The organism is Tenericutes bacterium MZ-XQ (genome assembly GCA_002838205.1).
Classification (GTDB): domain Bacteria; phylum Bacillota_I; class Bacilli_A; order Acholeplasmatales; family Acholeplasmataceae; genus Mariniplasma.
Map to the genome: position 1 here is coordinate 1,765,406 of CP017950.1, position 22,720 is coordinate 1,788,125.

Below are 22,720 nucleotides of genomic sequence, written 5' to 3' on the forward strand. Positions count from 1 at the left end.
TGAATGAAAATAACACAAAAAAAGACAATTAAAGACTTAACCATTGTCGTGGTTGCAGCATCCATTCTTTTTGTGCAGCAACTGGCACTATCTTTTATTCCAAACGTTCAGTTTTCTATTCTTTTAGTAGTTTTATATACAAGAGTCTTAGGATTTAAGAAAACTGCATTGATTGTAACCATTCATGTGATTGCGGTAAATCTGTTTTCACCCATGGGTCCTGTATCCCCTGTACTGATGCCAGCGATGTATTTGGCTTGGATACTGATTCCTATCTTACTGACTACCCTACTGAAAAAACTTAATTCCGCAATATCACTTTCAATATTTGGTTTTGTTTATGGATTCATCTATGGTTGGATATTTATTCCGTTTACTGTATGGTTTTTAGATAGTCCATTCTTACCTTATTTAATATGGGATATCCCATTTGAAATCATTATGGCGATTTCAAATATGTTATCAATCTTGTGGTTATATGAACCACTAAAAAAAGCATTGATTCATCAACTCGATCAAACACATCATAGACATATAGAGAAAAACTCAGCAACCAGCTGAGTTTTTTTATACCTTAATATTTTGATATGATTTATAAAATGCCATCATCCAATGATACTGCTCTTCAAAAAATGTCTCTGCTTGATCATCTAAACCTTGAGCATCAAAAATAGTTGCAATAATCTCAAAATGTCTAACGGGTATCATTGCTAACATATGTTTAATCAATTTTGAATCTATAAAATTTTGCTGCTTTAATATGTCTATTGTTTTCATTAAATCAACTTCATGAAATTGATTAAAATGAGTTTGATCAAAAAATGTAATGTAATCCACAAGAGGACTTAATATGCCACAAGCATCAAAATCAAATATGATCGCTCGATGATCTTTATTGATGATGATATTTCCTGTATGCATATCTCCATGATAAAAACCCTTATCTAAGCTATCTACCACATTAAAAAAGTAAGCACCTAACATTTTCATTTCCATTAATCTTTGATTGTTAAACGATACTTCCTTTAAAAGATGGATATATCGATCAATAAAAAATGAGTGATCTCTAATTGTTAACTCATATGGGTATGATTTCATGATTTGGTGTATTTCAAAGATGGACTGTAAAATTAGTTTTTCGTGCTTTACTTTTTCGGCTTGCTCGCCATTTATATATTCATATAGAATACCAATCTCATCATCAATAACGACATATGGTTCTTTTAATAAAGTTAGATAAACCTTAGGTACTGGACCTTTATGTTCATCTATATATCTCATAACATTTAAAGATACTAATGCAGAAGCAGTATTGTTTTTACGATAGATTTTAAACATATATGTCTGCTCTTGAGTCTTAATCAGATAAACTCTACCAATCATATCTCGAAATAGTTCTATATGATTGATATCTATTCCATATCCATCTTCAATAAGTTTCCTTAATATATCATCATTTCTCATGATAATTGAAAATCTTGATTTCTATTAGCTATATAAGCTCTTCCATGTGTTACTGTAAACTTTAAAACACAATAATCTTGATCATTGATGCCTAAATGATAAAACTGTTCATCACCGTTTAACCAAATTCTGGTTTTAATATCAATGTCATCTAATACTTCTACTTTTCCAATTAAAGAAATACCTGTAAAAGTACTTGGATTATACATATAAATGCTACCAATCTGATTTTTTTGAAAAGATTTAACTTTGTTTGAAGATGTGTTTGTTGAAAAATAAAAAAAATGCTCTTGTTCTACTAATCTAGGTTTAAGCATGGCTTTACTTACTGGAAATCCCTTTTCGTCGATATAACTAATGATTGTTTTTGCTTGATGGTCATCAACCATCTTCCTGATGATGTCTTTCATAATTTCTCCTTAATTGTAATGATAATTTTTTTATAGCAATTCTAAGATTAAATCCTTTGAATCAATATATATCATAAAACTATATTTATATGTTCACGGACTTCATTTTTTCAAAAACTTTGTCATAATCATGATCTAAATGAAATACATGATAATCAATCTTTATAGATTTCATAATCTCTTGTTCTATATGTTGGCGATATTCTTCATATGCCAACATACCTTCTTTTCCTAAAAACCCAAGTTCTTTCCCAAATTTAGTGCGTTCTAAATATAAAACAACTTCATCAATCCAATCTCTATATTTACTTGGATCATCAGTTCTTCTTTCTTCAATGGTTTTATCTAGTGTTTGTTCAATGTGATCTTGATAAATGTAAAACATCATTGGATTCATATCTAGTAATGGACTCATGAGTTTAACAAAATAAGCAATGATTTCATTTGGATTCATATTTTGGTTTAAGATAAGCTCATTGATATGATTTTGTAAAAATACGCACTCAAAAATATATAAAACATGCTCTTCATGATGATTTAAAAAATAGGTGTACTTCTTTTGATAAGCTTTTTTAAATGTTTCTAAGTTATCTTCTCTATATATTTCATATCTTTTTAAATCATCATAAAACGCATTTGTAATTTTTTCATGCCTTATTTTTGTATAAGCAATCATGTAAACATCGTCTTCAATTCTTGTATGCTTGATGATTTCATCTTTGAATAATGGGTATTTTTTTATGATTGCTTCATATGTTTCTTTGTCTGTATATGTACACCACGCAAGAGATATTGGATGTAGATCACCTTCTGAATATTGAATGACTTTTATACCTTTAGACTCATAATGGGCTTTTAATTTTCTTGCATATGTTGTTTTACCACTTCCTGGTAACCCTTCAATAAATAGTATTTGATGTTTCATGCCTACCTCCATGACTTAACTTCTATCAACTTTAATTTGTGTTTATATTTTGTCCATAACCATAGGAAAATAAAATGTGTTGGGAATAGCAAATAGCCAAACCCAATAAAATCAAATATAGTTCCCGCTAGAGCTGGTTCGTATATATACATTGCATCTGGATATCCAAGTTTTGCAATCAAGAATATACCGATGGTTAAATATCCCATAATACCAATAGCTAGTAGATAATATTTTTTCAAATCTGGTTTAACAAATTGTGTACCGATCATCACAATAATCAAAAATAACATCATTGTATGGTGTAACAATCCAGTAATTGTTGGCAAAAAGAAAAACGAGTCATCTTGAACCAAAAAATCTGGATATATTAGTGTCAAGGTTGCCCCAACAAAGCCTACATATATCGTTGCATGAAACCATGGATGGTCTTTTTTAAAAATAAGTCCACCGATAGAAATTGCTAATGATGAAATACCACAATAGCTATATGGTAAGAATCTAAGCCAATCACCATCCTCAAGTAATAATACAACTGTTACTCGGTTAAATAGAATTAAAAAAAGCAAAACAGCAGATAATAAACGGATAAGTTTATATAGCTGTTCTTCTGTTTTAAGTCTTTTATAAATCAACAAATAACTTAAAACTCCAAACAATATAGCTAGCGCAACATAAAGTAAATGTTGCCACCCAAATATTTCTACCATATATACCTCTTTAATCCTTGTAATTTTATTTTATTTTAACACAACAGTCTAAAAAAATATACCCTGTATTTGGTTATAGTATTTGCTTTGACATTTCAAATATTTATTGTTATACTTATATATACATTAAGGTATACCTTAATTTATAGGAGGCCATCATGGACAATTTATTATTAGCATTTTTAGTCACCTTATTTGCTGGTTTATCTACGGGTATCGGTAGTTTTTTCGCATTTAGGAAAAGAACAAACACAAACTTCCTTTCATTTGCCTTAGGTTTGAGTGCAGGAGTTATGATATATGTTTCATTTGTAGATATTTTCCCAAAAGCTTTAGATGCTCTTTCTCAAGTCTTTTCAGAAGACAGAGCTTATTTATATACTACAATCGCATTTTTCTTAGGTATTGGATTAATCGCATTGATTGACTTCTTGATTCCTAAAGAAAGTAATCCTCATGAACTTCAAGGACAAGGTGATGATGAATCTAAAAGAAAAACACTGCTTAGAATGGGGTTATTTACTGCACTTGCGATTGCAATTCATAATTTCCCTGAAGGATTAGCTACTTTTGTAGCAACCATCTCTGATGCTGAATTAGGTATTAGTATTGCGGTTGCGATTGCGATTCATAATATTCCTGAAGGTATTGCGGTTGCAATTCCAATTTATCATGCGACTGGATCAAAGAAAAAAGCGATGTTTTGGACATTTTTCTCAGGACTTGCTGAGCCACTAGGTGCAGTGATTGGTTTTGTATTATTAAGATCTGTCTTTAACGATACGACTTTTGGTTTCTTATTTGCTGCTGTGGCTGGGATTATGATCTACATCTCACTAGATGAACTACTTCCATCTGCTGAGAAGTATGGGAAACATCATTTATCGATTATCGGTTTAGTTACTGGTATGATGATTATGGCATTAAGCTTAATATTACTGTAACAATCTTTATAAAACAAAAGGCCATTTTCATCTGGCCTTTTTGCTTATTATCATTAGTGAAATGCTTAGTCATTTAACCATTTAGCCATTTTGACTAATATTTGAAAACTAAGTCTTCTCGTTTTTGGTGTACCTAAATTAATGACATATACATCTTTATAGACTGGATCATAGAATGCATGACAACTTGAAAAGCCTAATCCTCCATAAAGTTTAGGATAGTTTCTCATCCATGGCACTAAGCGTTTAAAATCGATTTCAATCATTCCGAGTCCATATCTCATGATGCCGTGAAATGACTGTTTTGCATCCATCATTTGATCAAGTGATTCTTGAGATATTAAATCATTTGAAAAAAGGTGTTTTAGAAAGATCGCTAAATCTTTTGTTGTTGTCTGTAATCCTCCACCAGAATAATCACAACTTAAACTATTATAAAGATGGGTATCTTGACCTTTGAAAACAAGAGGTGCAAGCGAATGTCTATCATAGTTCTCGTCATAAAACGCCAAAGCAGTGTCTTTTAATCCAAAAGGTATAATTATTTTTTCTTTTAAAATATCTGCATATGGTTTTTGATATAGACTTTCTAATATGAGTCCTAGAAGTACATAACCAGTATCGGTATATAACATTTTTTTACCTGGATAACCAACAGCTTTTTGATTTTTTCTTGTAAAATCAATTAATTCTAATGGTGTATAAATATGGTCTTTATCACTCATAACCTCATTAAGAAAATGACGATGATTTATGGTTTTACCCTCGAAGTAATCATTAACTCCAGATGTATGGTTTAACAATTGCTTTATAATTACTTGATTTTTATAATCTATATCTTTATATACAAATAGATTTTCTAATATTTTTGACTCTAATACGTTACTTATTTTCGTCTCTAAGCTACATAGTTTTTCTTCAATTGCCATAAAAACAAGGGTTGCACAAAAAAGCTTTCCAATACTTGCGCTGTGGTATCTTTGATCTTTATATGTATCTGCATATTGATACACCAGATTTTTCCTAGGGCTTTCCATATAAATTTGAAGTGTTGGAACTTTATTCTTAACTTTGTCAAAATACTGATCATATATTTTCATTTCAATTCTCCTTATTAAAACTATTCGCAGCTTTAAACTCTTTTCTATACATTTTTATCATCTTTATTATCGCTTTAAATGCTTGACCATGGCCAAATCCGCTTGTTTGATTGATTGTACCTGTGAAATAAAGTTTTGTATCTTCATCATAAAATGCGAAGGCTCCAGTTTGCCCCCAAAAGCCTAAAACATTTTTTATCGGAAATTTTAATGACATAAATCTCGGAACCCATAACTTTTCCATACCTGTTCCAAAATAGAATTGTCCAGGAAAGAAAATCATTCGATAATTTTGTTTTAATTCTTGAACTTGTTCTTTTGGGAAGTAAAAGCCATTAAAGAATGCTTTGATAAAAACCATGACATCACTAGCTTTTGCAACAATACCACCTTCTGCTGGAACACTAGCCATATATTTAGGTATGTTTATTTTTCTGGTTTTAAAATAAATTGGAGCTATGTCTTTTTTTGAATCCTCTTTAAAAACAAAAGTATGTTTTAAATCCAAAGGTTTAAATAAGTATTGCTCAAATACTTGATCAATAGACATATCTGTAACATGCTCTATGATTTGTCCTAATATTTTAAAGTTAGTATCTGAGTAATTCACTTTTTTTGCCTGTCCTGGTTTAAACAATGGTTTTAATGTTTTAACTCTATCCATTGCTTTTATAAATGTCCAAGCTGTATCTTTTTGTTCCAACTCATCAACAGCTTTAGAACCCGAGACATCATAATAATAGTAATCTTTTAAGCCTGACTGGTTACATAATAAGTGTCTAATCGTAATGAACTCTGTGTAATCAACATCTCTAAGCACATGCAATCTTTTGAGTTCATCCTTACGAAAAAAAGATGTGATTGAATCATCAAGACTTAATTTATTTAAGTTTCTAAGGATTATGATCATTGCTGTAACATACAGTTTGGTCACACTAGCAATGTAGTAGTAATCATCCTTGTTTAAATTTCCAGATGATCCAAGCATCGATAAGTGATTTTCTTCACTCTCAACATTAAATATCGCTCCATAAACTGCTTTATGATTGATCATGCCATCAGTTATTTTTGTAAATCCAGATTTGAAAAACTCCTGCATAAACTAACTCCTCTTTTTTAATATTTGTAGTTGAGCAAGATCGTGACCTAACTCAATATATAACTCTTGCATCTCATCTTTTGTGATGAAACTTGGTAATTGTTCATTAGCGACTAATGTTTGAAACCCTATTTGTAAAGCTTTCATTTTTAAAATTAGTATCTTACGCTCTTTCATGGATAATTTTGATACAAGAGGATCATCTTTTAAACTTTCAATCATTTGATTTTCCGTGCTTTCATAAGAACCAATATAAGGATTTGGATTTAAGATAAGTTCTCTAAAAAATACTGGATATCGATCTGCAAAAACAAAACCTGCTCTACCTATGCTTTCATACAAATTGGATGTTTGTTGCTCTCTTAAGATATCTTTAGAGATTGCAAAAACTTTTTCTACTACAGCATCAATCAGTTCTTGGATGTTTTCGAAATTAAAGTATATCGGAGCTACCGATCCCTTTATTTTTTTTGCAACTGTTCTTGCAGTAATCGCTGAAAAGCCTTTTTCTTTAGCAATTTCAAATGCTGCATCGATGATTTCTTCTTTAGTAAATTTAGATTCAAATGGCATCTTACACCTCCATGTATAACACATGTTATATATTAATACATTTTTCATTTTTTGTCAACTTTTTTTCAATTTTTTTTCTGACGTTTGGTGAAAAAAGTTGATGGAAATCCTTATTATACTTTTACAAGGCTATTAAATCTCTACGGTGTTTTAAAAAAATAATGAGTTAACTTAAATATATACGATGCTCAACAAAAATAGCGTTGTAAAACCAATAAATCAAAGAAAATATTGTGAAAGCATCCGCTATGTCAACTTTTCACACCAAACGTCAGTTTTTTTTTAACAAAAAAGCAACCCTTTATAAAGAGTTGCTTACTTATAACAAATGAGCCACACATCATTACCTCTAAATCCTAATTTTTCATATAATACTTTAGGATTTTTTTCGTTATCTAGATGTCCAGATACAGTAATGAAATCTGCTTTTTCTTGTAGGATTGCGATTAAACTTTTCAAAATTTCTCTGCCATAGCCTAATCCTTGATACTTAGGATCCACCTGTATCCATTCGATAATGCCTTCTTTTAAATCTTCATCAAAATCAGCAATACCACTGGCTATGATGTTTTGATTTTCTTCAATTTTTATCCAAGCTTTTGGATAAAAGACTGAAGTTGATTTCCACCTTTCGATATCTTTTGCAGATACTTTAATATTCTCATGATGATAACATTGATTGATATGCTTGACTATGACTTCTATATCTTTTTCTATATTTATCTCTAAAACCTTATTCGATTTTTCATACGTGTCATCTAAATGATGAATCATTCTAAAGAATTTATCTACGCTTTTGTATATACTTAAATCTACTTGATCTTCAAAATGATAGATGTCTATCCCGGGATGCTTCCCAATCATCAAATGTTTCCAGTAGGGTATAGATAGAGTTTTACAGGGACTTTTTAAATATCTTTCTTTTAAATTCATCATATCTATGCAGTAATATCCTTTTTTCTATAAAAGAACCAAGCAAATCCAAAAGATACACCAATAATAAGTATAGAGATAAGTAAATATAAAGGTTTAATCATTTCATCATTAACAATAGTCACTGCATTAATATACTCATAAGGTGTGATATATTTTAAATATTCAAACTCTTCTGTCAGTTTACTAATCAAATCTATCACATACATTCCAATTACTATACCTAAAGCAATACTTAATACTTTTCTTGACTTAGTGACAAACACACTGATTAAAAATGACAAGCTTGCAAAGATCATTTGTAAAATAAATGGTGCATAAGAGAAAAGCAACCATACAACAACATTTAAATCACCATAGATACTAAATGCAATGAGTAATACGATACATACAAGTGTATTGAGTAAAAATAAATTGAGCGCAACCACTAATCCTTTACCAACCAAAATACGGTCTCTACTAATTGGTTTTGATAATAAAAACTCAACAGTCTTATCATCTTCTTCTTTTGAAAGAATTGAGCCACCTAGTATTGCTGCATAACTACCACCAATTAAATTAACAAATAAATAGCCCTCAACACCAAACCATCCATAAAAATCACTCATATCAAGTCCGCCTTCTCCCATACCAAAGGCTTCTAAAAACTCTTCTGGATAGACACTAAGTAATTCTTCTAACTGAGAAAATGCATCTTTAAATGCAGGATATAACAGTAACATAAGCGCAGCCATACCCGCAACAATCGATGCCCATAATATTAAACTCTTGAAATTTCTTTTGAATTCAGTGACAACTAATCTTTTCATGATAGATCCTCTCTTTCATAATAATGCATGAAGATCTCTTCTAAAGCTGGTTCAGTAATGGTTACATCCTCAACTTTATGTGTTGCCAATAATGTAATAAGCGACTTCATATCACCCGTATATACAAATGAAATAAACCCATTTAATCTTTCAACACTTAACATGTTGTCTGTTACATCAATATCATCTTGGGTTTTTATTCTCACCTTTTTAGCTCTTGTTTTTAAAATATCATCAATAGTTTCAACTTTGATTAGTTTCCCTTCTTTAATGATACCTACACGATCACAAATACGTTGTACTTCACTTAAATTATGTGATGAAAAGAAAATGGTTGTACCATTTTTTCGCTCAGATTCTAAAAACTGAAAAAACATGTTTTGCATAAGTGGATCAAGTCCAGATGTTGGTTCATCTAAAATCAAAATCTTAGGATGCGTCGCAAGTGCTGCAACTATCGCCACCTTCTTTTTATTTCCAAAAGATAAATCCTCGATCTTTCTTGTTAAGTCTAACTCTAGTTTATCAACCAATATATCCATAAATGGTTGATCGATTTCTCCGTGAAATCCGCAAGAATATTCAATAAAATCTTTGACATACATATCCCCATAAAAATTAACTTCACTTGGAATATACCCAACCATTTTTCTAATCTCAATTGTATCGGATACGATATCTAATCCATTGACACTGGCTGTTCCACTTGTTGGAAAAATTAGATTTAACAAAGTTCTAACAGTGGTGGATTTCCCAGCTCCATTAGGACCAATAAATCCAAAGATTTCTCCTTCTTTAATCTCTAAAGAAACATCCAAAATCCCTCTTGCATGTTTTTTGTAATATTTTGTTAGTGCATCAAGTTTTATCATAGAAAACCTCCTATGTGTTTGAGTCTATTATATCACTCTATAGTAATTCTTTAAACAACGTATAACATTTATACCCTTTCGGATAATCATCCATTTCAAAAACAACCTTATATCCAAGTTTTTCATAAAAAGGTCTTGCCTGAAAATCTGTTGTTCCTAACTCTAAAAACTGTATCCCTCTAGTTTTTGCTTCCTCTTCAACTAGCTTCATAAGCATACTTCCGATTTTTTGGTTTTTAAATGCCGGATCTACTGCAAGTCTGGAAATGTAAATCGTCTTTTCATATATTTCTCCAGATACACCACCAACACAAACATCACCTTCTAATGCTATATACATGAAATCGTCAGTTTTATCTTTGAGATTATGTTTCTTTTCAAATGCTTCTTCTTTTTGATCAAGTTCTTTTTGATAAATCTCATGAGGTTTATCACTTATAATCACCTCTAAACTCGTTTTTGTGCTTTCTTTATATGATGTCAATACAGCATAATAAAACTCATCATATTCTCCGAGTTTTTCTAATTTCTTTTGATGGGTAAAACCTACACTCATAAAATCATCATATCTTTCTTTAATTGGGCTAAAGAACTTAATACCTAAGTACTCATGTTGGATTTGATGCCATACATTGGTAATGAGCACCTTTAATGTGTCTAAATCTTTATAATGAACTTTACTCATCGATGCCCAGTTCCATCCACAAGATAAAGCAATACCTCCAATGAGTTCATTTTCATCTACGATATATACATATAAATTTTTAAACTCAACTTTGCCTGTAAATCTTTCATTATGGCCTCTTAAATGTTTAATGAGATCTTGTTCGTATTTTTTCTCATAATCATTGATATATTTAATCATTTTAACTGCTCCTTTGTGTATCTACACATAGTTTAACAGTAAAATTTCTATTTTTCTATATTTTTTATATTTTAAAACAAAAATAAGTATGATAAAATAATTCTTGGTGAAACGCCAAAAATCACGAAAGAAGGAGATTGACATGGATATTACTACTTTCTTAATTAACTAAAAAACTTAATCAAGGAAGTGATCAATATGCATAAAAATGCCTTTGTGACCTTCGTGATGTTAAATGACAAGTATGTTCCTGGAGCACTCGTTTTTGCGCATGCTTTAAGAAAACAAAAAGTACATGCAGATATTATTTGTATGATAACTCCTGATGTCTCTAATAGAGCAAAACAACAACTCAGCCTAGTTTTTGATGATGTTATTGTTGTTCCTCCTTTAATCATTTATCACGAAGATCGTCATAAACGACAAGATCGCCCTTTCCTATTTACAAAGTTTCAAGCACTTCGTTTAGGTAAAGACGGTGATTTAAACAAAGGCTACGAAAAAATAGTGATTGCTGATGCGGATATCCTTCCCATTGGTGATTATCAATCTCTTTTAGATCTACCTGCTCCAGCAGGCATCATTAATGAATCTAAGCATCACTGTGTAATCTCAAGTGATGGTACATATATGAAAGAACAAAAATATAAAAATAAGTATGAATGGCATTGGCATTATATCTATCGGTCGTGTCCACATGGTTTTATCATTCCTAAGAAGATTACTGATCGTGTATATCACAACAAAGATAACTTAGGTGTGAATACCTGTCTATGTAGAATCAATCCAAGCATGACTGATTATTATTCAATATTGTCAGATATGAAGAACAAGGACATTATGAATCAAGTTTCAAAATTTCCATGGCCAGAAATGCAATACCTTACACTTAAGTATAGTGGGTTTTGGCATAACATTGATTTGAAATATGCTAGTTTTAATGGTTATCCAGACATAGATATTTTAAATGGCACCCATTTTGCTGGACTAAAACCATGGCAAATCGAACATCCATCAGTTAAGCATTATGCAAAATTCAAAGATTATCAATTGTTTTTTCAAATTTTTTTAGAGATGATGGATAATAATCCTGATTTAAAAAAATACATTAAACTTAATAGATTAAATGAGACATATCAATCGTGGCTTATACGTTAAAAAAAGCTGACGTTTGGTGCATAGTGTTGTTAAATTTTTCTGATAAATCATTAACAAGGGCGAATATTAAACTTTTTATTTTGAGTGGAATTTTCCAAAACTAAAATGTTATAATGAACGTGCCAAACAAATAAACTAAGGAACCGCAAAAGCGAGTATTTTACCCTGGTTTGTTTGGCGACTTTCCTTAGTTGGGTGAAATACTCGCTTTTGTGGTCTAAGGAGTATTATGCCCAAGTTCAAAATATGTTCACTTTGTGGTACAGTTAATTCTACAATCAAGCATGGTCGTACTAAGAATGGTAAACCGAGATTTAAGTGTAAATCTTGTATGGGAACTTTTATACAAGACGAATCTACAACAAGTTACTTAAATAATAGTGATTACATCTTCAAAAGATTTATTGGATTTATGATTGATGATGTAACTTTAGAAGTAATCGCAAGAAACCTAAGCATTGATATAAAGACAGCTTTATATTATCGATACCTTATCTTCGAATCTTTAAGAGATTACCAAGATGAGGTATTTTTGAATGGAACTATTCTAGTAGATGAGACTTTCGTCAGAATAAGTGATAAAAGATATAAACTGGTTAGACGTGATGGTAAGGGGATTAGAGGGATTTCATTTAATCATCTTTGCGTGATTACTTTGATAAGTTTAGAAGGAATAACTATAGCTAAAGTGTCATCAAGAGGAAACGCTTCACCAAAAAAGTTTATTGATTTATGTACAAAAAACATTGGAGAAGTGACTAAATTTATCCATGATGGATCGGTAATACAGAAACAATTTATGCGTCAATTTAGTGTCCCTAATTATGATGCACGCAGAGAATGTGATGGAAAATACAATACACTTTTAGTAGATTCATTACATAGCAATATAAAAAGATACTTATTCAAGCACGCAGGATATCGTCTAAAAAATCTACAACATTACATGAATTTTTTCGTTTATAGATATAATCATACGCCTAAATCAAAACACATTAACAGTCGTCAAATTATTGAAAGCAGGAATTCTATGATTGATGATTTATACAGAAGAGTTAAAAAGATAAAAAAGAGAATCACTTATAGAAATTTCCAAAGTGATCCTGGAATTACGGATGTACTAGAATCAGTGAGTAGTGATTATTATGAAAAATAACAACACTATGCACCAAACGTCAGTAAAAAAAGACTTTTTTTGAAAGTCTTTTTTCATTATCTAGTAAACATTACTTTTATTATTGTACCTTCATTTAACTTACTTTCAATTTCTATATGACCATGATTTTTAGTTATGATATCATTAACAATATTAAGACCAATACCACTGCCCTTTGCATGATATTTATTTGCATTTTCTCCTCGATAAACACCTTTAAATATATGCTTAATTGTTTGCTCGTCCATGCCTATGCCGTTGTCTTTAACAATGAATTCTTTTTTTGATGTGCTCGTTTTAACAAAAATAGTCTTTCCCTCTTCAGAATAATAAAATGCATTAAACACAAGATTTTCAACGATTCTTTTGATTTCATCATCTGATATGTCAATACTTAAAGGTTCTAAATCCATATCTAATTTTATTGATTTAGAAGAGAAGATATCTTTATAATGCGTAAGTTGTTTCAAAATCATCGGACTCACATCATGTCGATATTGAAGCTGATCAATGTCCATCTCAATCATTTTAGGAATTAAGTTTTCTATAGATTTAATCTCATCAGCGATTTCTTTTCCTACTGAATCATCAAGTATAAGTTTCTTTTGTGTCAAAGCTTCTAAATATATTGATAGAGCTGTTAAAGGTGTTTTTAAATCATGCGCTAGTGTTTTAATGTAGTCTTGATAAACTTGTTGATGCTTCTTTTCTCTATGAATAGCATCAATAAGCAGTTTATTGACTTCACCTAATTCTTCAAAATAAAAATCTTGATCCTCATGAATGACATGAGATAAATCAGTGAGAATCGCTTGATTTTGTTTTCTTAAGTATTTTGAGAAAAGCAACGTCCCAATCCCAAAAAGTAATATTGAGAAAATATTAATAAGGATAAAGCCCACTGAATACTCTTGACTTAAATAAGATGCTTGATAGTTCGTATAAACTTCCCCCACATATAAATCATCGTAATAAACAGACTGATATTGTTCGTTAACATGAACTTCTATATTTGCATAAATGATTTGTTCTAGATTATTGATATAGACGATTTCAACTTGATGATTATGAACATAATGTTCCAAGTAAGCTGTCAAAACAGTTTCATCTTCTTGAGCACTTAAATGTGCAATCATAGAAACCAAACTTTCTTGTTTTCGACTTGTCTCTTGTTGGTATTGAACAGATGAAATGATAAAGATTACTAGATTAAACAATACTAAAACAGACGCAAACACAAAAACAACATAATAAAATATCTTTTTACTTAAAAGCTCTTTAATGGTCATCTATTTCACCTACAAACTCATAACCTACTCCATAATGTGTTTTGATATACGATGCTTCTTGATTTCTATCAATTTTTTTTCTAATATTTTTAACAAATGCATCAATGACACGATCATAAGCATCACTATCCCTGAAACAGGTCTCAATCATTTTTTCTCTTGAAAAAACCACTCGAGGATGTTGTGCTAAAAATAATAGAATATCAAACTCATATTCTGTTAATTTAATTGTTCTATCTTGTTTAACCACTTCTCTTTTAAGTGGATAAATTATTAAATCTTGTTTATTAAATGATATGACATTTGGCTTTGTTTTCTTGATTCTTGATTCAACATTTCTTAATCGCGCCATAACTTCATCAGCTGAAAAAGGTTTAGTTACATAATCATCAGCACCTAAAGATAAAACATCTATTTTACCTTCAATATCTATTTTTGCAGAAATAACCATGATATAAATATCACTTATTGCTCTTATTTTCTTAAGTAGAGTTTCACCCTGCATATTTGGTAACATTAAATCCAAAATAATTGCATCAAAAGATTCACTCTCTAAAAATACGAGCGCTTCTTCAGCACTTTTAGCTTGCTTAACCTCGTGATGTTGTCCTCTAGCGAACAATGCTAACAAATCACTTATTTTTTTATAGTCTTCTACAATTAATAGTTTCATATACTTCACCTTTACCATTATTATACATTGAAGATAGAAAAAAGACGAAGGATATCCTCGTCTGATTTTCTTAAATTTCTAATAGAATGTCTTTTTTTATATTTTGGTACTCATCCAAAATCTCTTGATCTGTTAGATCATCAAAGCTAATTTCAGATAGTTTTTCAATCATGAGTTGATCCATAATTTCTTGTGTTTCAATCGATTGATGGATATATGTCCATTCATATGATTCATATTCATCGTCATTATAGTTACCATGACAAACACCACCATAATTTCGTCCCATCATTTGATATCTTGGATATCCATTATACACATCATAGTTTTTCGCTAAATCAAGCTTGATTTCATCAAGTTTTTCAACAGTCATGTCTTCAATTAATGTTTTCTCTTTGTAAGCATTTATAAATGCTAAATCAAGTAATGCTTGATCTTCATCACCTAAGTGTATATATACAAACTCATAATTATTCGTTTCTTCATTGTCATACATATAAGGGTAATCATTATAGTTCTCACTATTGTTTGCATAAAGTTTAGGGCCATATATTGCTATACCTAAAAGGATAATCAATCCTATCATTATTAATATGATTCTACTTTTCATATCACATCTTCTCCTTTAGTTTATTTTTTAATGTCTCATACTCTTCGATGGTTATTTCACCTTTTGCGAGTCTTGATTTTAATTTTGATATGTAATCTTCTTGGTCTCGTTCTTTACGATTATCTAATGAACTAATCACAAAAACAATCACAATAATCCAAAATATACCCATACCAATCATGCCAAATGGCATCATCCATCCTCCAAACATATGTCCTGAGTAAGGCATATAATCATTAGGCGCTATATAAGGATAAACCAACCATAATATAGCTATAATAATTGCTAAAGCAATAAATGCGATGATTAAGTTTAATATTTTTTTATTCATTTACTTCACCTCTGCTTAAAGTTTAGCATATGATTGTGAATGAAATATGAATATCGTAAATTATAGTTTTTCGTGCAAAATCTTAGGAATTACTGTATACTATATGTGCACCCCCTATGGAGGGGGATAAAAGGAGGAAATATATATGGATATGGAAAAACATATGAGTATAAAGGGCATTACTTGTGCAGGTTGTTTAAACCGGATTGATCAAGGTTTAAAAGCATTAGGTGTATTCAAGTTTGATTATGATTTTGTTAATCACGATGCTTTAATTTTTTATGATGATGAAGATACTTCTATAGATGAAATCATTAAAACCATAAATGATATGGGTTATGAGGCTAATAGCATATGATAAAAAAAGGCATAGGTATATTAGGCATATCACTCATAATTGTTTTAATTAGTGTACTGATATCTAACAGTTTACAAAATAGCAATGAATCTTTACTAGAGAAATATGATCTGAGTGATAAATCCACAGAAAAACTTGTTGAATATCTAGAAAATAGACTCGATGAACCTTCTGGTCTTAGCGCAATCATTAACGGTGAGTCTTTAATCATTCAAGATCATAAGGATCAAATGACCATTGACTTAGAAAATGATTTATTCTATCTATCCATGGCTCCATATTTTGATCAAACTCATCCATGTGGTATACATAACTTAATCACATGTAGAGGAGAACTAAAAAATGAGTCATTCAACGTTTTAATCACCGATGCATTAACACAAGAGATAATCGTTGATAAAATAATGACTAGTTATAACAATGGCTTTATTGGTGTTTGGTTACCAAAAGATAGACAATTAACTATTCAGATTACAAAAGATGGTTATCAGGCTACTGCAAATATATCAACATTCGAAAACAGCAACACTTGTTTAACTACTCTTAAACTAACTTAATATAAAGATAAAAGCAGCAATCTGATTGTGGATTGCTGCTTTTATTTATTTAATTACAATATTTTCATTTTTATATTTGTTTACATTCCAAATCCACTGGTTCATATACGAAAATGATAACTCATAATGTGTATATTCGATATCTTCAATTGAAATCATATCCTGACCATTATAATTCCAAATAATCTCAACTCTAATATCAACATGTTCGTTAGATGATTGATCATCTACAATTAACATCGGTTGTTGATCATCTAGTTGATTCAAATCAAAACTGTAATTCATGTTGCCTTTTGAAGTCATCTGCCCTTCAGCAAACAAAACATCTTCAATATATATTTTTATGATGGGTTTAGTTTCAAGTTCTACATGAAATTTCTTAGTGACTTTAATTGTCGTCTCATATTGAATTTGATTTTGACCCTCTTGTTCAAACGATCTTAAATAAAACATATTATCAGTCCAGTCATTTGAGACCAGGGTCATTTCATCAACATAACCCATTTCTTCAATGAGTAGTCTGTTTTGAATTATTGATAATCCTGTCAAAACTATACATCCGATAAAAACAAAAGCTAAAGGTTTCTCAAGTCTTTTATATATTTTATTAAATCCAGGATACCTTTCTTCTTTTTCTTTCTTAACATCAAAAAGTAAAACACCAACGATACCAGAAACAAGGATAAGTAATACAAGGATGTATAAAAAGATCATGGAAAATGTATGTAGATAAAAAATCAATAAAATCATGAGATGACCTACAAGAAGCATAGCGTTAACTACCAAGTAACCTACATAACTCTTATAAATGTTTTTTCCTGTAAACATATGCTTATAGCTAATTAAATATATATAAATAAACATGGAAGCTAAGATTGCAATAATCATTCTTGAATAGACATCACCAGGAACATCTGCCAAATCAAAGAAACTAGTGACTAACCCAAAAGATGTTCCAACCATGACTAAAAAACCATAGACCCATGCCATTAATAATAAGAAAGCTGGAATACCCATCAATAATAATGGAACTTTTTGAAACTTATTGATACTCTCTTGTTCTTTTTCTTTAATTAATGAATCCAAACTCACTTCTAATGCATCTGCAATATTAACCAAATTATAAACGTCTGGCATAGATTCATTTCTTTCCCACTTGCTAATGGCTTGTCTAGAAACACCAAGTTTTTCAGCCAGTTCTTCTTGTGACAGATGTTTTTCTTTTCTTAATGCTGCTATTTTTTGTCCCAAATCTCTCATGTTTATCACTTCCTCACAAGTTCTATTATACGGAAAGTCCGTTTAAGAACAAGCATTTTTTGATATACTTTCACGCAACTAGAGGTTGCAAACCGACTTTTTCTATAAAAAACATCAAAAAAACAACCACATTCATGTGATTGTTTCAAGTGTAATCTAATGTTTTGTTAATTAACTATACCTTTAATCTCTTCAAGCATCTTTATGTCTTCATCCACAATCTTTTTAATATCTTCTAACTCATCATTCATATATTTCTTGACATATGGTAATCTTTGTTTTTTAATATCTATCGCAATTTCAAGCTTATTATCAATCACCGCAATATCAACTGAAGACACAAATGAAAATGCATGTATATATTGATATAAATCAGTAAAGAATGATGGAGGAGTTAGTTCATCATGACTAGAAAAACTTCCTTCTAGATATTTTTCTTGATGAACAAAATGTTTTGGATCATGACCATCTTTTCTTTGGATATCCTTAAGTGCATCAATCATCCTATCACTCATTCCCTTTTTATCTTTATATATGAAGTCTTTATATGCATAAGGCATCATGATATAAAGACCTTTAAAATAATACGTTTTTGTTCTTTTTTCCCCAAAGATGTTATAAGCCTCAGCATGAAACATCTGGATCTGATCATCTGTGAGCTCATAATCTACATCTATGTTTGAATAACTCGGTACTAAATGCCACGAACTTAAATTAAAATCATCACTTTGATATTGATATGTTGCATCTTGATTCAGGTTATACTGATCCGCATGATATTGATAGACTACATCAATGCTATTTTTCACTTTGATCTTATAGTTTCTTGTCGCATGAAGTGCAGTCATAAAAAGTGTGATGATCAATAAAATAAACGAGAAAAATATAATAAGTACACCTGGAGTTAATAGCTGATCCTGTTCAATCAAAATGAAAACAAGTCCAGCAACTAGCATCAACACAATGATGAGCCATTGATATCTTAATGTTTTGTGTCGAGTTGTCTTATCTTTTAGTTTTACAGTTTCAAATAAGCTTTCCATAATCACACCCCTTTGATTGTCTTCATGATATGTCAATATTACAATATTGTCAAATCAAAAACAAAAAAACCATATGTTAAAAACACATGGTTATATCATTTGTTAAAAAACAATACCTGGAATACTTCTTACTTTAATATTGATACGAAATCTAGTAATAACATCATCTGTTGTATAGATACTAATAGTGACTTTAGAACGTGTGTATTTATAAGTGACTGAATCTCCATGAATAAAGGTTTCATCCAAATCATAGTGATATTCTTTTAAAATTTCTGATAGTTCCTCTTCAAGCATTTGATCATGAACTCTCATGCCAAATAAATGATAATCAGGATCTGTAGTTTCAATTCTTGTTACATATCCATAATCACTAATCATGTTAGGATATGATGTAATATCATACATAGTTGCTGGATTTGTTTCACTATATTCATGGATATTAAAATATTCTTCGTCTTCCATAAATGGTGGAGGCAACTCAATATCATAGATGATATCCATACCAAATCCTGGTAAAACATTATATTGGTCCCAGTCTTCATCACTTAGCTGATATAAAAGATCGATACCAAACTCACTATGTGTGTTTAAATCATAAACCGTATCCTTTTCAATCATTTTTGGTATCAGCATAAGTCCCACAATAGCAAGTGCAACCGAAATCATACCAATGACCAATAATCTTTTTTTCATTTGGTACCTCCAATCGTCTACATTGTTAGATACAATGATGACAATGAAATAATAATTATGTTCAAAATAAGAAGAAAAATTTTTTACTATCTGTTTGATTAAGCATGCTTATCATGAATCAAATCGCTTCAAGTTGATTGACAAATTTAATCTCGTTGATGATATCAGCTTGATACTGATTGAGAAGTTCAATACTTAATGGCTTTTTCTTTCTGATTGGATGTTTCTTATACCAAATACCTAAGTGCATGCCCTCATGATTTATACTCAAATAAAGATGTCTATATCGTTCATCTTTTTTAAGTGATTCCATTAATCTAAGATATAGTCGGTCAATATCTTTTAAATCCTGTTCGTTTGGTTTGTACACTTTAAGAGTTGATTCAACAGCAAGTTTCTGAAATTTTACACCTTTTAATTTAGGTGAACCTGTTGTTCTAATTTGTAAATCAGTCTGACCCTGTTTTTCTAAATAAATGTAGCTTCCATCAAAATGAGTGACTTGACTATTTCCGTTAGATGTTGTCATAGTCATATCACAAATCGAATAAGGATATTGATCAGATGAATAACCACTTAAGCATCTTTTTGTAGATATAGATGCATACTTTGTAAATAAACCACCTTTTTGATTTATGGTTTTATCTGATTTTGGATATGCTTTATAAGTTAAAAACAAACCCTCTTCATCATTGATTTTTTGGACAATACTCGGAAACACATATTCAAAATAAGGTTTTTCGCTGGTAAAAGATAAGGTGATCATCAATCCTATAGCCATGGTCAAAGCTGTCGTACCAAAAATAAAGAAAAATACCCATTTGATTTCATCATCTACAGCATATACTTGAAACAAAATCATAACTATTCCTAAGAAGATCAAAGAAACAAATAATAATATGCTCCATATCATAGTTAGTTTTTTTCTTCTGATTTTTTGTTTTTGATTAAACTCTTTTTTTAACGCTTCATATTCGTGTGTTTTATACATATAATCTCCATTCGTCATTGATTGAGAAATATTTTAACTTTAATAAACTTTCTCCATCATATAAAAACCTAAATCCTCTAGTTGATTGACAATCATAAACCCTAGTTTTTTATATAGGGTGATTGCGACATCATTGTTCATTTCAACGCCAAGTTCAATGGCATGAATCCCAACTTCTCTTTTTTCAAATATTTCATTCATCAGGTATTTGCCGTATCCTTTGCCTTGATGATCTTTATGGATACAGATCGCATGAATATGAAGTCTATGATCTCTGGTTTCAATCCAATAAAAGCCAATAGGTTTTTCATTTTCTTTAAGTATATAAACTTCTCCAGTTTTTTTCATCATATGTTTAAACTCATCTAACGATAGCTTCATCATATCTAGCACTTTATAAATATATGACGCTGTCGTTTCAAGCATGAGCTCAAATGCCCAGTCGTAATCGTTTGCTGTGCTGATTCTTTTGATTTCCATAAAAAACCACCTCTTTATGAGATTTTTTTGATTTCTTCCCAAGTTGTAAAATCTAAAGAAGCATCCAAATCATTTTTTAGATGTAAATCAAAAAAGTAATTAATGATTTCTTTTTGCATATCCACTAAATAAGTGGTTTCAAGTGATCCCGTATATCCGATGGTAGACATCAGTGGTGATAATATATATGCCATAGTAAAATCTCCGTGTGTGGTTCCATCAATTTGATATAAGCTAGCATCACTACTATTTTCAATTAAATCATATAAATCAATATTATTGGGTCCTTCTTCCCAAGACTCTGATCTTAAAAAGATTGAAGGCATGGACAATCCTTTTTCAATCTCTGATGCAACAATAGGTTCTACCCACGCATCAAGACCAATGACCGCACCAACTCTTACATCATTAAGTGCAACCGCAACATCTGCCCCACCGCCTGTTGAATGACCGATGAGTCCTATATGATCTAAATCCAATTTATTGTTTAAAAATGATTCAGCATCGTTATTTAATATTTCGATATAATCAAGCATAAATGAAACATCACCTGCATACGTATAAACAAGTTGATTTGCGTCATCTAAAAAGTTATCATTATCATCTCTTGGAGGTAGTGCATCTTTATTTTGGTATATAAAACGACCATAGATATTGGTTGCGACCGAACCATATGTATGATCAATTGATATCACAATATATCCTCTACTTGCAAGTTCTTCTGCAAGATCAGTGTGAAGATTCATAAATCCACCCCATCCATGAGAGATGAGCACAACAGGATATTGATCTTGGACATCGCTAATCGCTTTGATTTGATATGCGTTCGAGTCTATATATTGTGTTTGATCTAAAATAAAACTTGGTAGACCCACGCTTTTCGCAAGCCCTCTTGCAATATTTTTTCCACCACTTAACCATGGCATGATATCTGCATCACCAACATCATCTACTGGATACCACATTTGATATGTAAACTCTCGATATCCGATACCAGATCTATATCGCTCTTCTCTACTCATGTCTTCAACAGATTCAACATAGGTTCCAATCTGATATGTTCCAGATGGTTCAGGCATATCCAAGATTGGAAACATATAAAGTGTTAAGACGAATAAAAAAATCATCACTGAATTAAATACAATCCATATTCTTTTTAATCGGATATTGGTGTAGTAATGAAAATAAATAGATATAAATAATAATAGAGTTACGATATAAGCAATCACAAAAGGCCATCTCGTTGGATATAATCCTTCTTGAATCATATAGATTGCTGGCATAGACCACAAAAAAGCTTTGATATAGATATTATCTATTTTTTTATTGTAAATAAATAATCCCAACTGAATCAAAAGCATTATTATAATAACAATTTCAAATACGATCATGTAAATCCCCCTTATATAGGTTT

The 22,720-nt window shown here is 30.5% G+C and carries 27 protein-coding genes; 6 read left to right on the forward strand and 21 right to left on the reverse strand.

The window, feature by feature from the left end:
• Window positions 1–3: 3 nt before the first annotated feature.
• Window positions 4–561, forward strand: a complete 558-nt coding sequence (locus BK011_08790) for a hypothetical protein (GenBank protein AUD65774.1) — start codon at window positions 4–6, stop codon at window positions 559–561.
• Window positions 562–567: 6 nt separating this feature from the next.
• On the opposite strand, the gene BK011_08795 is transcribed toward BK011_08790, so the two are convergent.
• The 4 genes from BK011_08795 to BK011_08810 form a co-directional block, all read right to left on the reverse strand.
• The gene (locus tag BK011_08795) at window positions 568–1,464 is read right to left on the reverse strand and encodes a hypothetical protein (GenBank protein ID AUD65775.1); all 897 of its coding nucleotides are present in this window, start codon (window positions 1,462–1,464) and stop codon (window positions 568–570) included.
• Window positions 1,461–1,874: a hypothetical protein gene (locus BK011_08800; protein ID AUD65776.1), complete on the reverse strand. Its 414-nt coding sequence runs from the start codon at window positions 1,872–1,874 to the stop codon at window positions 1,461–1,463. The genes BK011_08795 and BK011_08800 overlap by 4 nt, the downstream gene beginning before the upstream one ends.
• 85 nt (window positions 1,875–1,959) lie before the next feature.
• A complete protein-coding gene (locus BK011_08805) occupies window positions 1,960–2,799 on the reverse strand; it encodes a hypothetical protein (GenBank protein AUD65777.1) in 840 nt (279 codons plus the stop codon).
• 2 nt (window positions 2,800–2,801) lie between these two features.
• The gene (locus tag BK011_08810; GenBank protein ID AUD65778.1) at window positions 2,802–3,509 is read right to left on the reverse strand and encodes a hypothetical protein; all 708 of its coding nucleotides are present in this window, start codon (window positions 3,507–3,509) and stop codon (window positions 2,802–2,804) included.
• Window positions 3,510–3,667: 158 nt separating this feature from the next.
• On the opposite strand from BK011_08810, the gene BK011_08815 reads away from it, so the two are divergent.
• Window positions 3,668–4,453: a zinc transporter ZupT gene (locus BK011_08815; protein AUD65779.1), complete on the forward strand. Its 786-nt coding sequence runs from the start codon at window positions 3,668–3,670 to the stop codon at window positions 4,451–4,453.
• 65 nt (window positions 4,454–4,518) lie between these two features.
• Here BK011_08815 and BK011_08820 read toward each other — a convergent pair whose 3' ends face one another.
• The 7 genes from BK011_08820 to BK011_08850 all read right to left on the reverse strand — a co-directional run bounded on the left by BK011_08820 (window position 4,519) and on the right by BK011_08850 (window position 10,704).
• Window positions 4,519–5,553: a hypothetical protein gene (locus BK011_08820; GenBank protein ID AUD65780.1), complete on the reverse strand. Its 1,035-nt coding sequence runs from the start codon at window positions 5,551–5,553 to the stop codon at window positions 4,519–4,521.
• Window position 5,554: 1 nt separating this feature from the next.
• Window positions 5,555–6,652, reverse strand: coding sequence for a serine hydrolase (locus BK011_08825; protein ID AUD65781.1), 1,098 nt, complete (start codon window positions 6,650–6,652; stop codon window positions 5,555–5,557).
• Between the two features lie 3 nt (window positions 6,653–6,655).
• On the reverse strand, window positions 6,656–7,225 hold the full coding sequence (locus BK011_08830; protein ID AUD65782.1) for a hypothetical protein: 570 nt from the start codon (window positions 7,223–7,225) through the stop codon (window positions 6,656–6,658).
• A 315-nt stretch (window positions 7,226–7,540) separates the two neighbouring features.
• Window positions 7,541–8,089, reverse strand: a complete 549-nt coding sequence (locus BK011_08835) for a hypothetical protein (protein AUD65783.1) — start codon at window positions 8,087–8,089, stop codon at window positions 7,541–7,543.
• A 74-nt stretch (window positions 8,090–8,163) separates the two neighbouring features.
• Complete coding sequence (locus tag BK011_08840; GenBank protein AUD65784.1) at window positions 8,164–8,967, reverse strand: hypothetical protein; 804 nt, start codon at window positions 8,965–8,967, stop codon at window positions 8,164–8,166.
• Window positions 8,964–9,839: an ABC transporter gene (locus BK011_08845; GenBank protein ID AUD65785.1), complete on the reverse strand. Its 876-nt coding sequence runs from the start codon at window positions 9,837–9,839 to the stop codon at window positions 8,964–8,966. The genes BK011_08840 and BK011_08845 overlap by 4 nt, the downstream gene beginning before the upstream one ends.
• 37 nt (window positions 9,840–9,876) lie before the next feature.
• Window positions 9,877–10,704: a hypothetical protein gene (locus BK011_08850; GenBank protein AUD65786.1), complete on the reverse strand. Its 828-nt coding sequence runs from the start codon at window positions 10,702–10,704 to the stop codon at window positions 9,877–9,879.
• A 198-nt stretch (window positions 10,705–10,902) separates the two neighbouring features.
• Between BK011_08850 and BK011_08855 the strand changes: the two genes are divergently transcribed.
• Together BK011_08855 and BK011_08860 are read left to right on the forward strand one after the other, a co-directional pair.
• A complete protein-coding gene (locus BK011_08855; protein ID AUD65787.1) occupies window positions 10,903–11,862 on the forward strand; it encodes a hypothetical protein in 960 nt (319 codons plus the stop codon).
• A gap of 229 nt (window positions 11,863–12,091) precedes the next feature.
• Window positions 12,092–13,018 carry a hypothetical protein gene (locus BK011_08860; GenBank protein ID AUD65788.1) on the forward strand — a complete coding sequence of 309 codons (927 nt, stop codon included), beginning with the start codon at window positions 12,092–12,094 and terminating at the stop codon, window positions 13,016–13,018.
• Window positions 13,019–13,074: 56 nt separating this feature from the next.
• On the opposite strand, the gene BK011_08865 is transcribed toward BK011_08860, so the two are convergent.
• The 4 genes from BK011_08865 to BK011_08880 form a co-directional block, all read right to left on the reverse strand.
• Window positions 13,075–14,307, reverse strand: coding sequence for a hypothetical protein (locus BK011_08865; protein AUD65789.1), 1,233 nt, complete (start codon window positions 14,305–14,307; stop codon window positions 13,075–13,077).
• Window positions 14,297–14,980: a hypothetical protein gene (locus BK011_08870; GenBank protein ID AUD65790.1), complete on the reverse strand. Its 684-nt coding sequence runs from the start codon at window positions 14,978–14,980 to the stop codon at window positions 14,297–14,299. Before BK011_08870 ends, BK011_08865 begins: the two co-directional genes overlap by 11 nt.
• Window positions 14,981–15,050: 70 nt before the next feature.
• The gene (locus tag BK011_08875) at window positions 15,051–15,590 is read right to left on the reverse strand and encodes a hypothetical protein (GenBank protein ID AUD65791.1); all 540 of its coding nucleotides are present in this window, start codon (window positions 15,588–15,590) and stop codon (window positions 15,051–15,053) included.
• Window position 15,591: 1 nt separating this feature from the next.
• The gene (locus BK011_08880; GenBank protein ID AUD65792.1) at window positions 15,592–15,921 is read right to left on the reverse strand and encodes a hypothetical protein; all 330 of its coding nucleotides are present in this window, start codon (window positions 15,919–15,921) and stop codon (window positions 15,592–15,594) included.
• Window positions 15,922–16,066: 145 nt separating this feature from the next.
• Between BK011_08880 and BK011_08885 the strand changes: the two genes are divergently transcribed.
• Together BK011_08885 and BK011_08890 are read left to right on the forward strand one after the other, a co-directional pair.
• Complete coding sequence (locus BK011_08885; protein ID AUD65793.1) at window positions 16,067–16,279, forward strand: hypothetical protein; 213 nt, start codon at window positions 16,067–16,069, stop codon at window positions 16,277–16,279.
• On the forward strand, window positions 16,276–16,836 hold the full coding sequence (locus BK011_08890; GenBank protein AUD65794.1) for a hypothetical protein: 561 nt from the start codon (window positions 16,276–16,278) through the stop codon (window positions 16,834–16,836). The genes BK011_08885 and BK011_08890 overlap by 4 nt, the downstream gene beginning before the upstream one ends.
• A 45-nt stretch (window positions 16,837–16,881) precedes the next feature.
• On the opposite strand, the gene BK011_08895 is transcribed toward BK011_08890, so the two are convergent.
• From BK011_08895 to BK011_08920, 6 genes are all read right to left on the reverse strand, one after another.
• Window positions 16,882–18,096 (reverse strand): hypothetical protein, encoded by a 1,215-nt coding sequence (locus BK011_08895; GenBank protein AUD65795.1) that lies wholly within the window; start codon window positions 18,094–18,096, stop codon window positions 16,882–16,884.
• Window positions 18,097–18,263: 167 nt separating this feature from the next.
• Window positions 18,264–19,139: a hypothetical protein gene (locus tag BK011_08900; protein AUD65796.1), complete on the reverse strand. Its 876-nt coding sequence runs from the start codon at window positions 19,137–19,139 to the stop codon at window positions 18,264–18,266.
• Window positions 19,140–19,241: 102 nt separating this feature from the next.
• On the reverse strand, window positions 19,242–19,835 hold the full coding sequence (locus BK011_08905) for a hypothetical protein (GenBank protein AUD65797.1): 594 nt from the start codon (window positions 19,833–19,835) through the stop codon (window positions 19,242–19,244).
• A 118-nt stretch (window positions 19,836–19,953) separates the two neighbouring features.
• Entirely contained in the window at window positions 19,954–20,826 is an 873-nt protein-coding gene (locus BK011_08910) for a hypothetical protein (GenBank protein ID AUD65798.1), read from the reverse strand.
• Between the two features lie 39 nt (window positions 20,827–20,865).
• Window positions 20,866–21,306: a hypothetical protein gene (locus tag BK011_08915; GenBank protein AUD65799.1), complete on the reverse strand. Its 441-nt coding sequence runs from the start codon at window positions 21,304–21,306 to the stop codon at window positions 20,866–20,868.
• A gap of 14 nt (window positions 21,307–21,320) precedes the next feature.
• Window positions 21,321–22,697, reverse strand: a complete 1,377-nt coding sequence (locus BK011_08920) for a hypothetical protein (protein ID AUD65800.1) — start codon at window positions 22,695–22,697, stop codon at window positions 21,321–21,323.
• Between the last annotated feature and the right edge of the window lie 23 nt (window positions 22,698–22,720).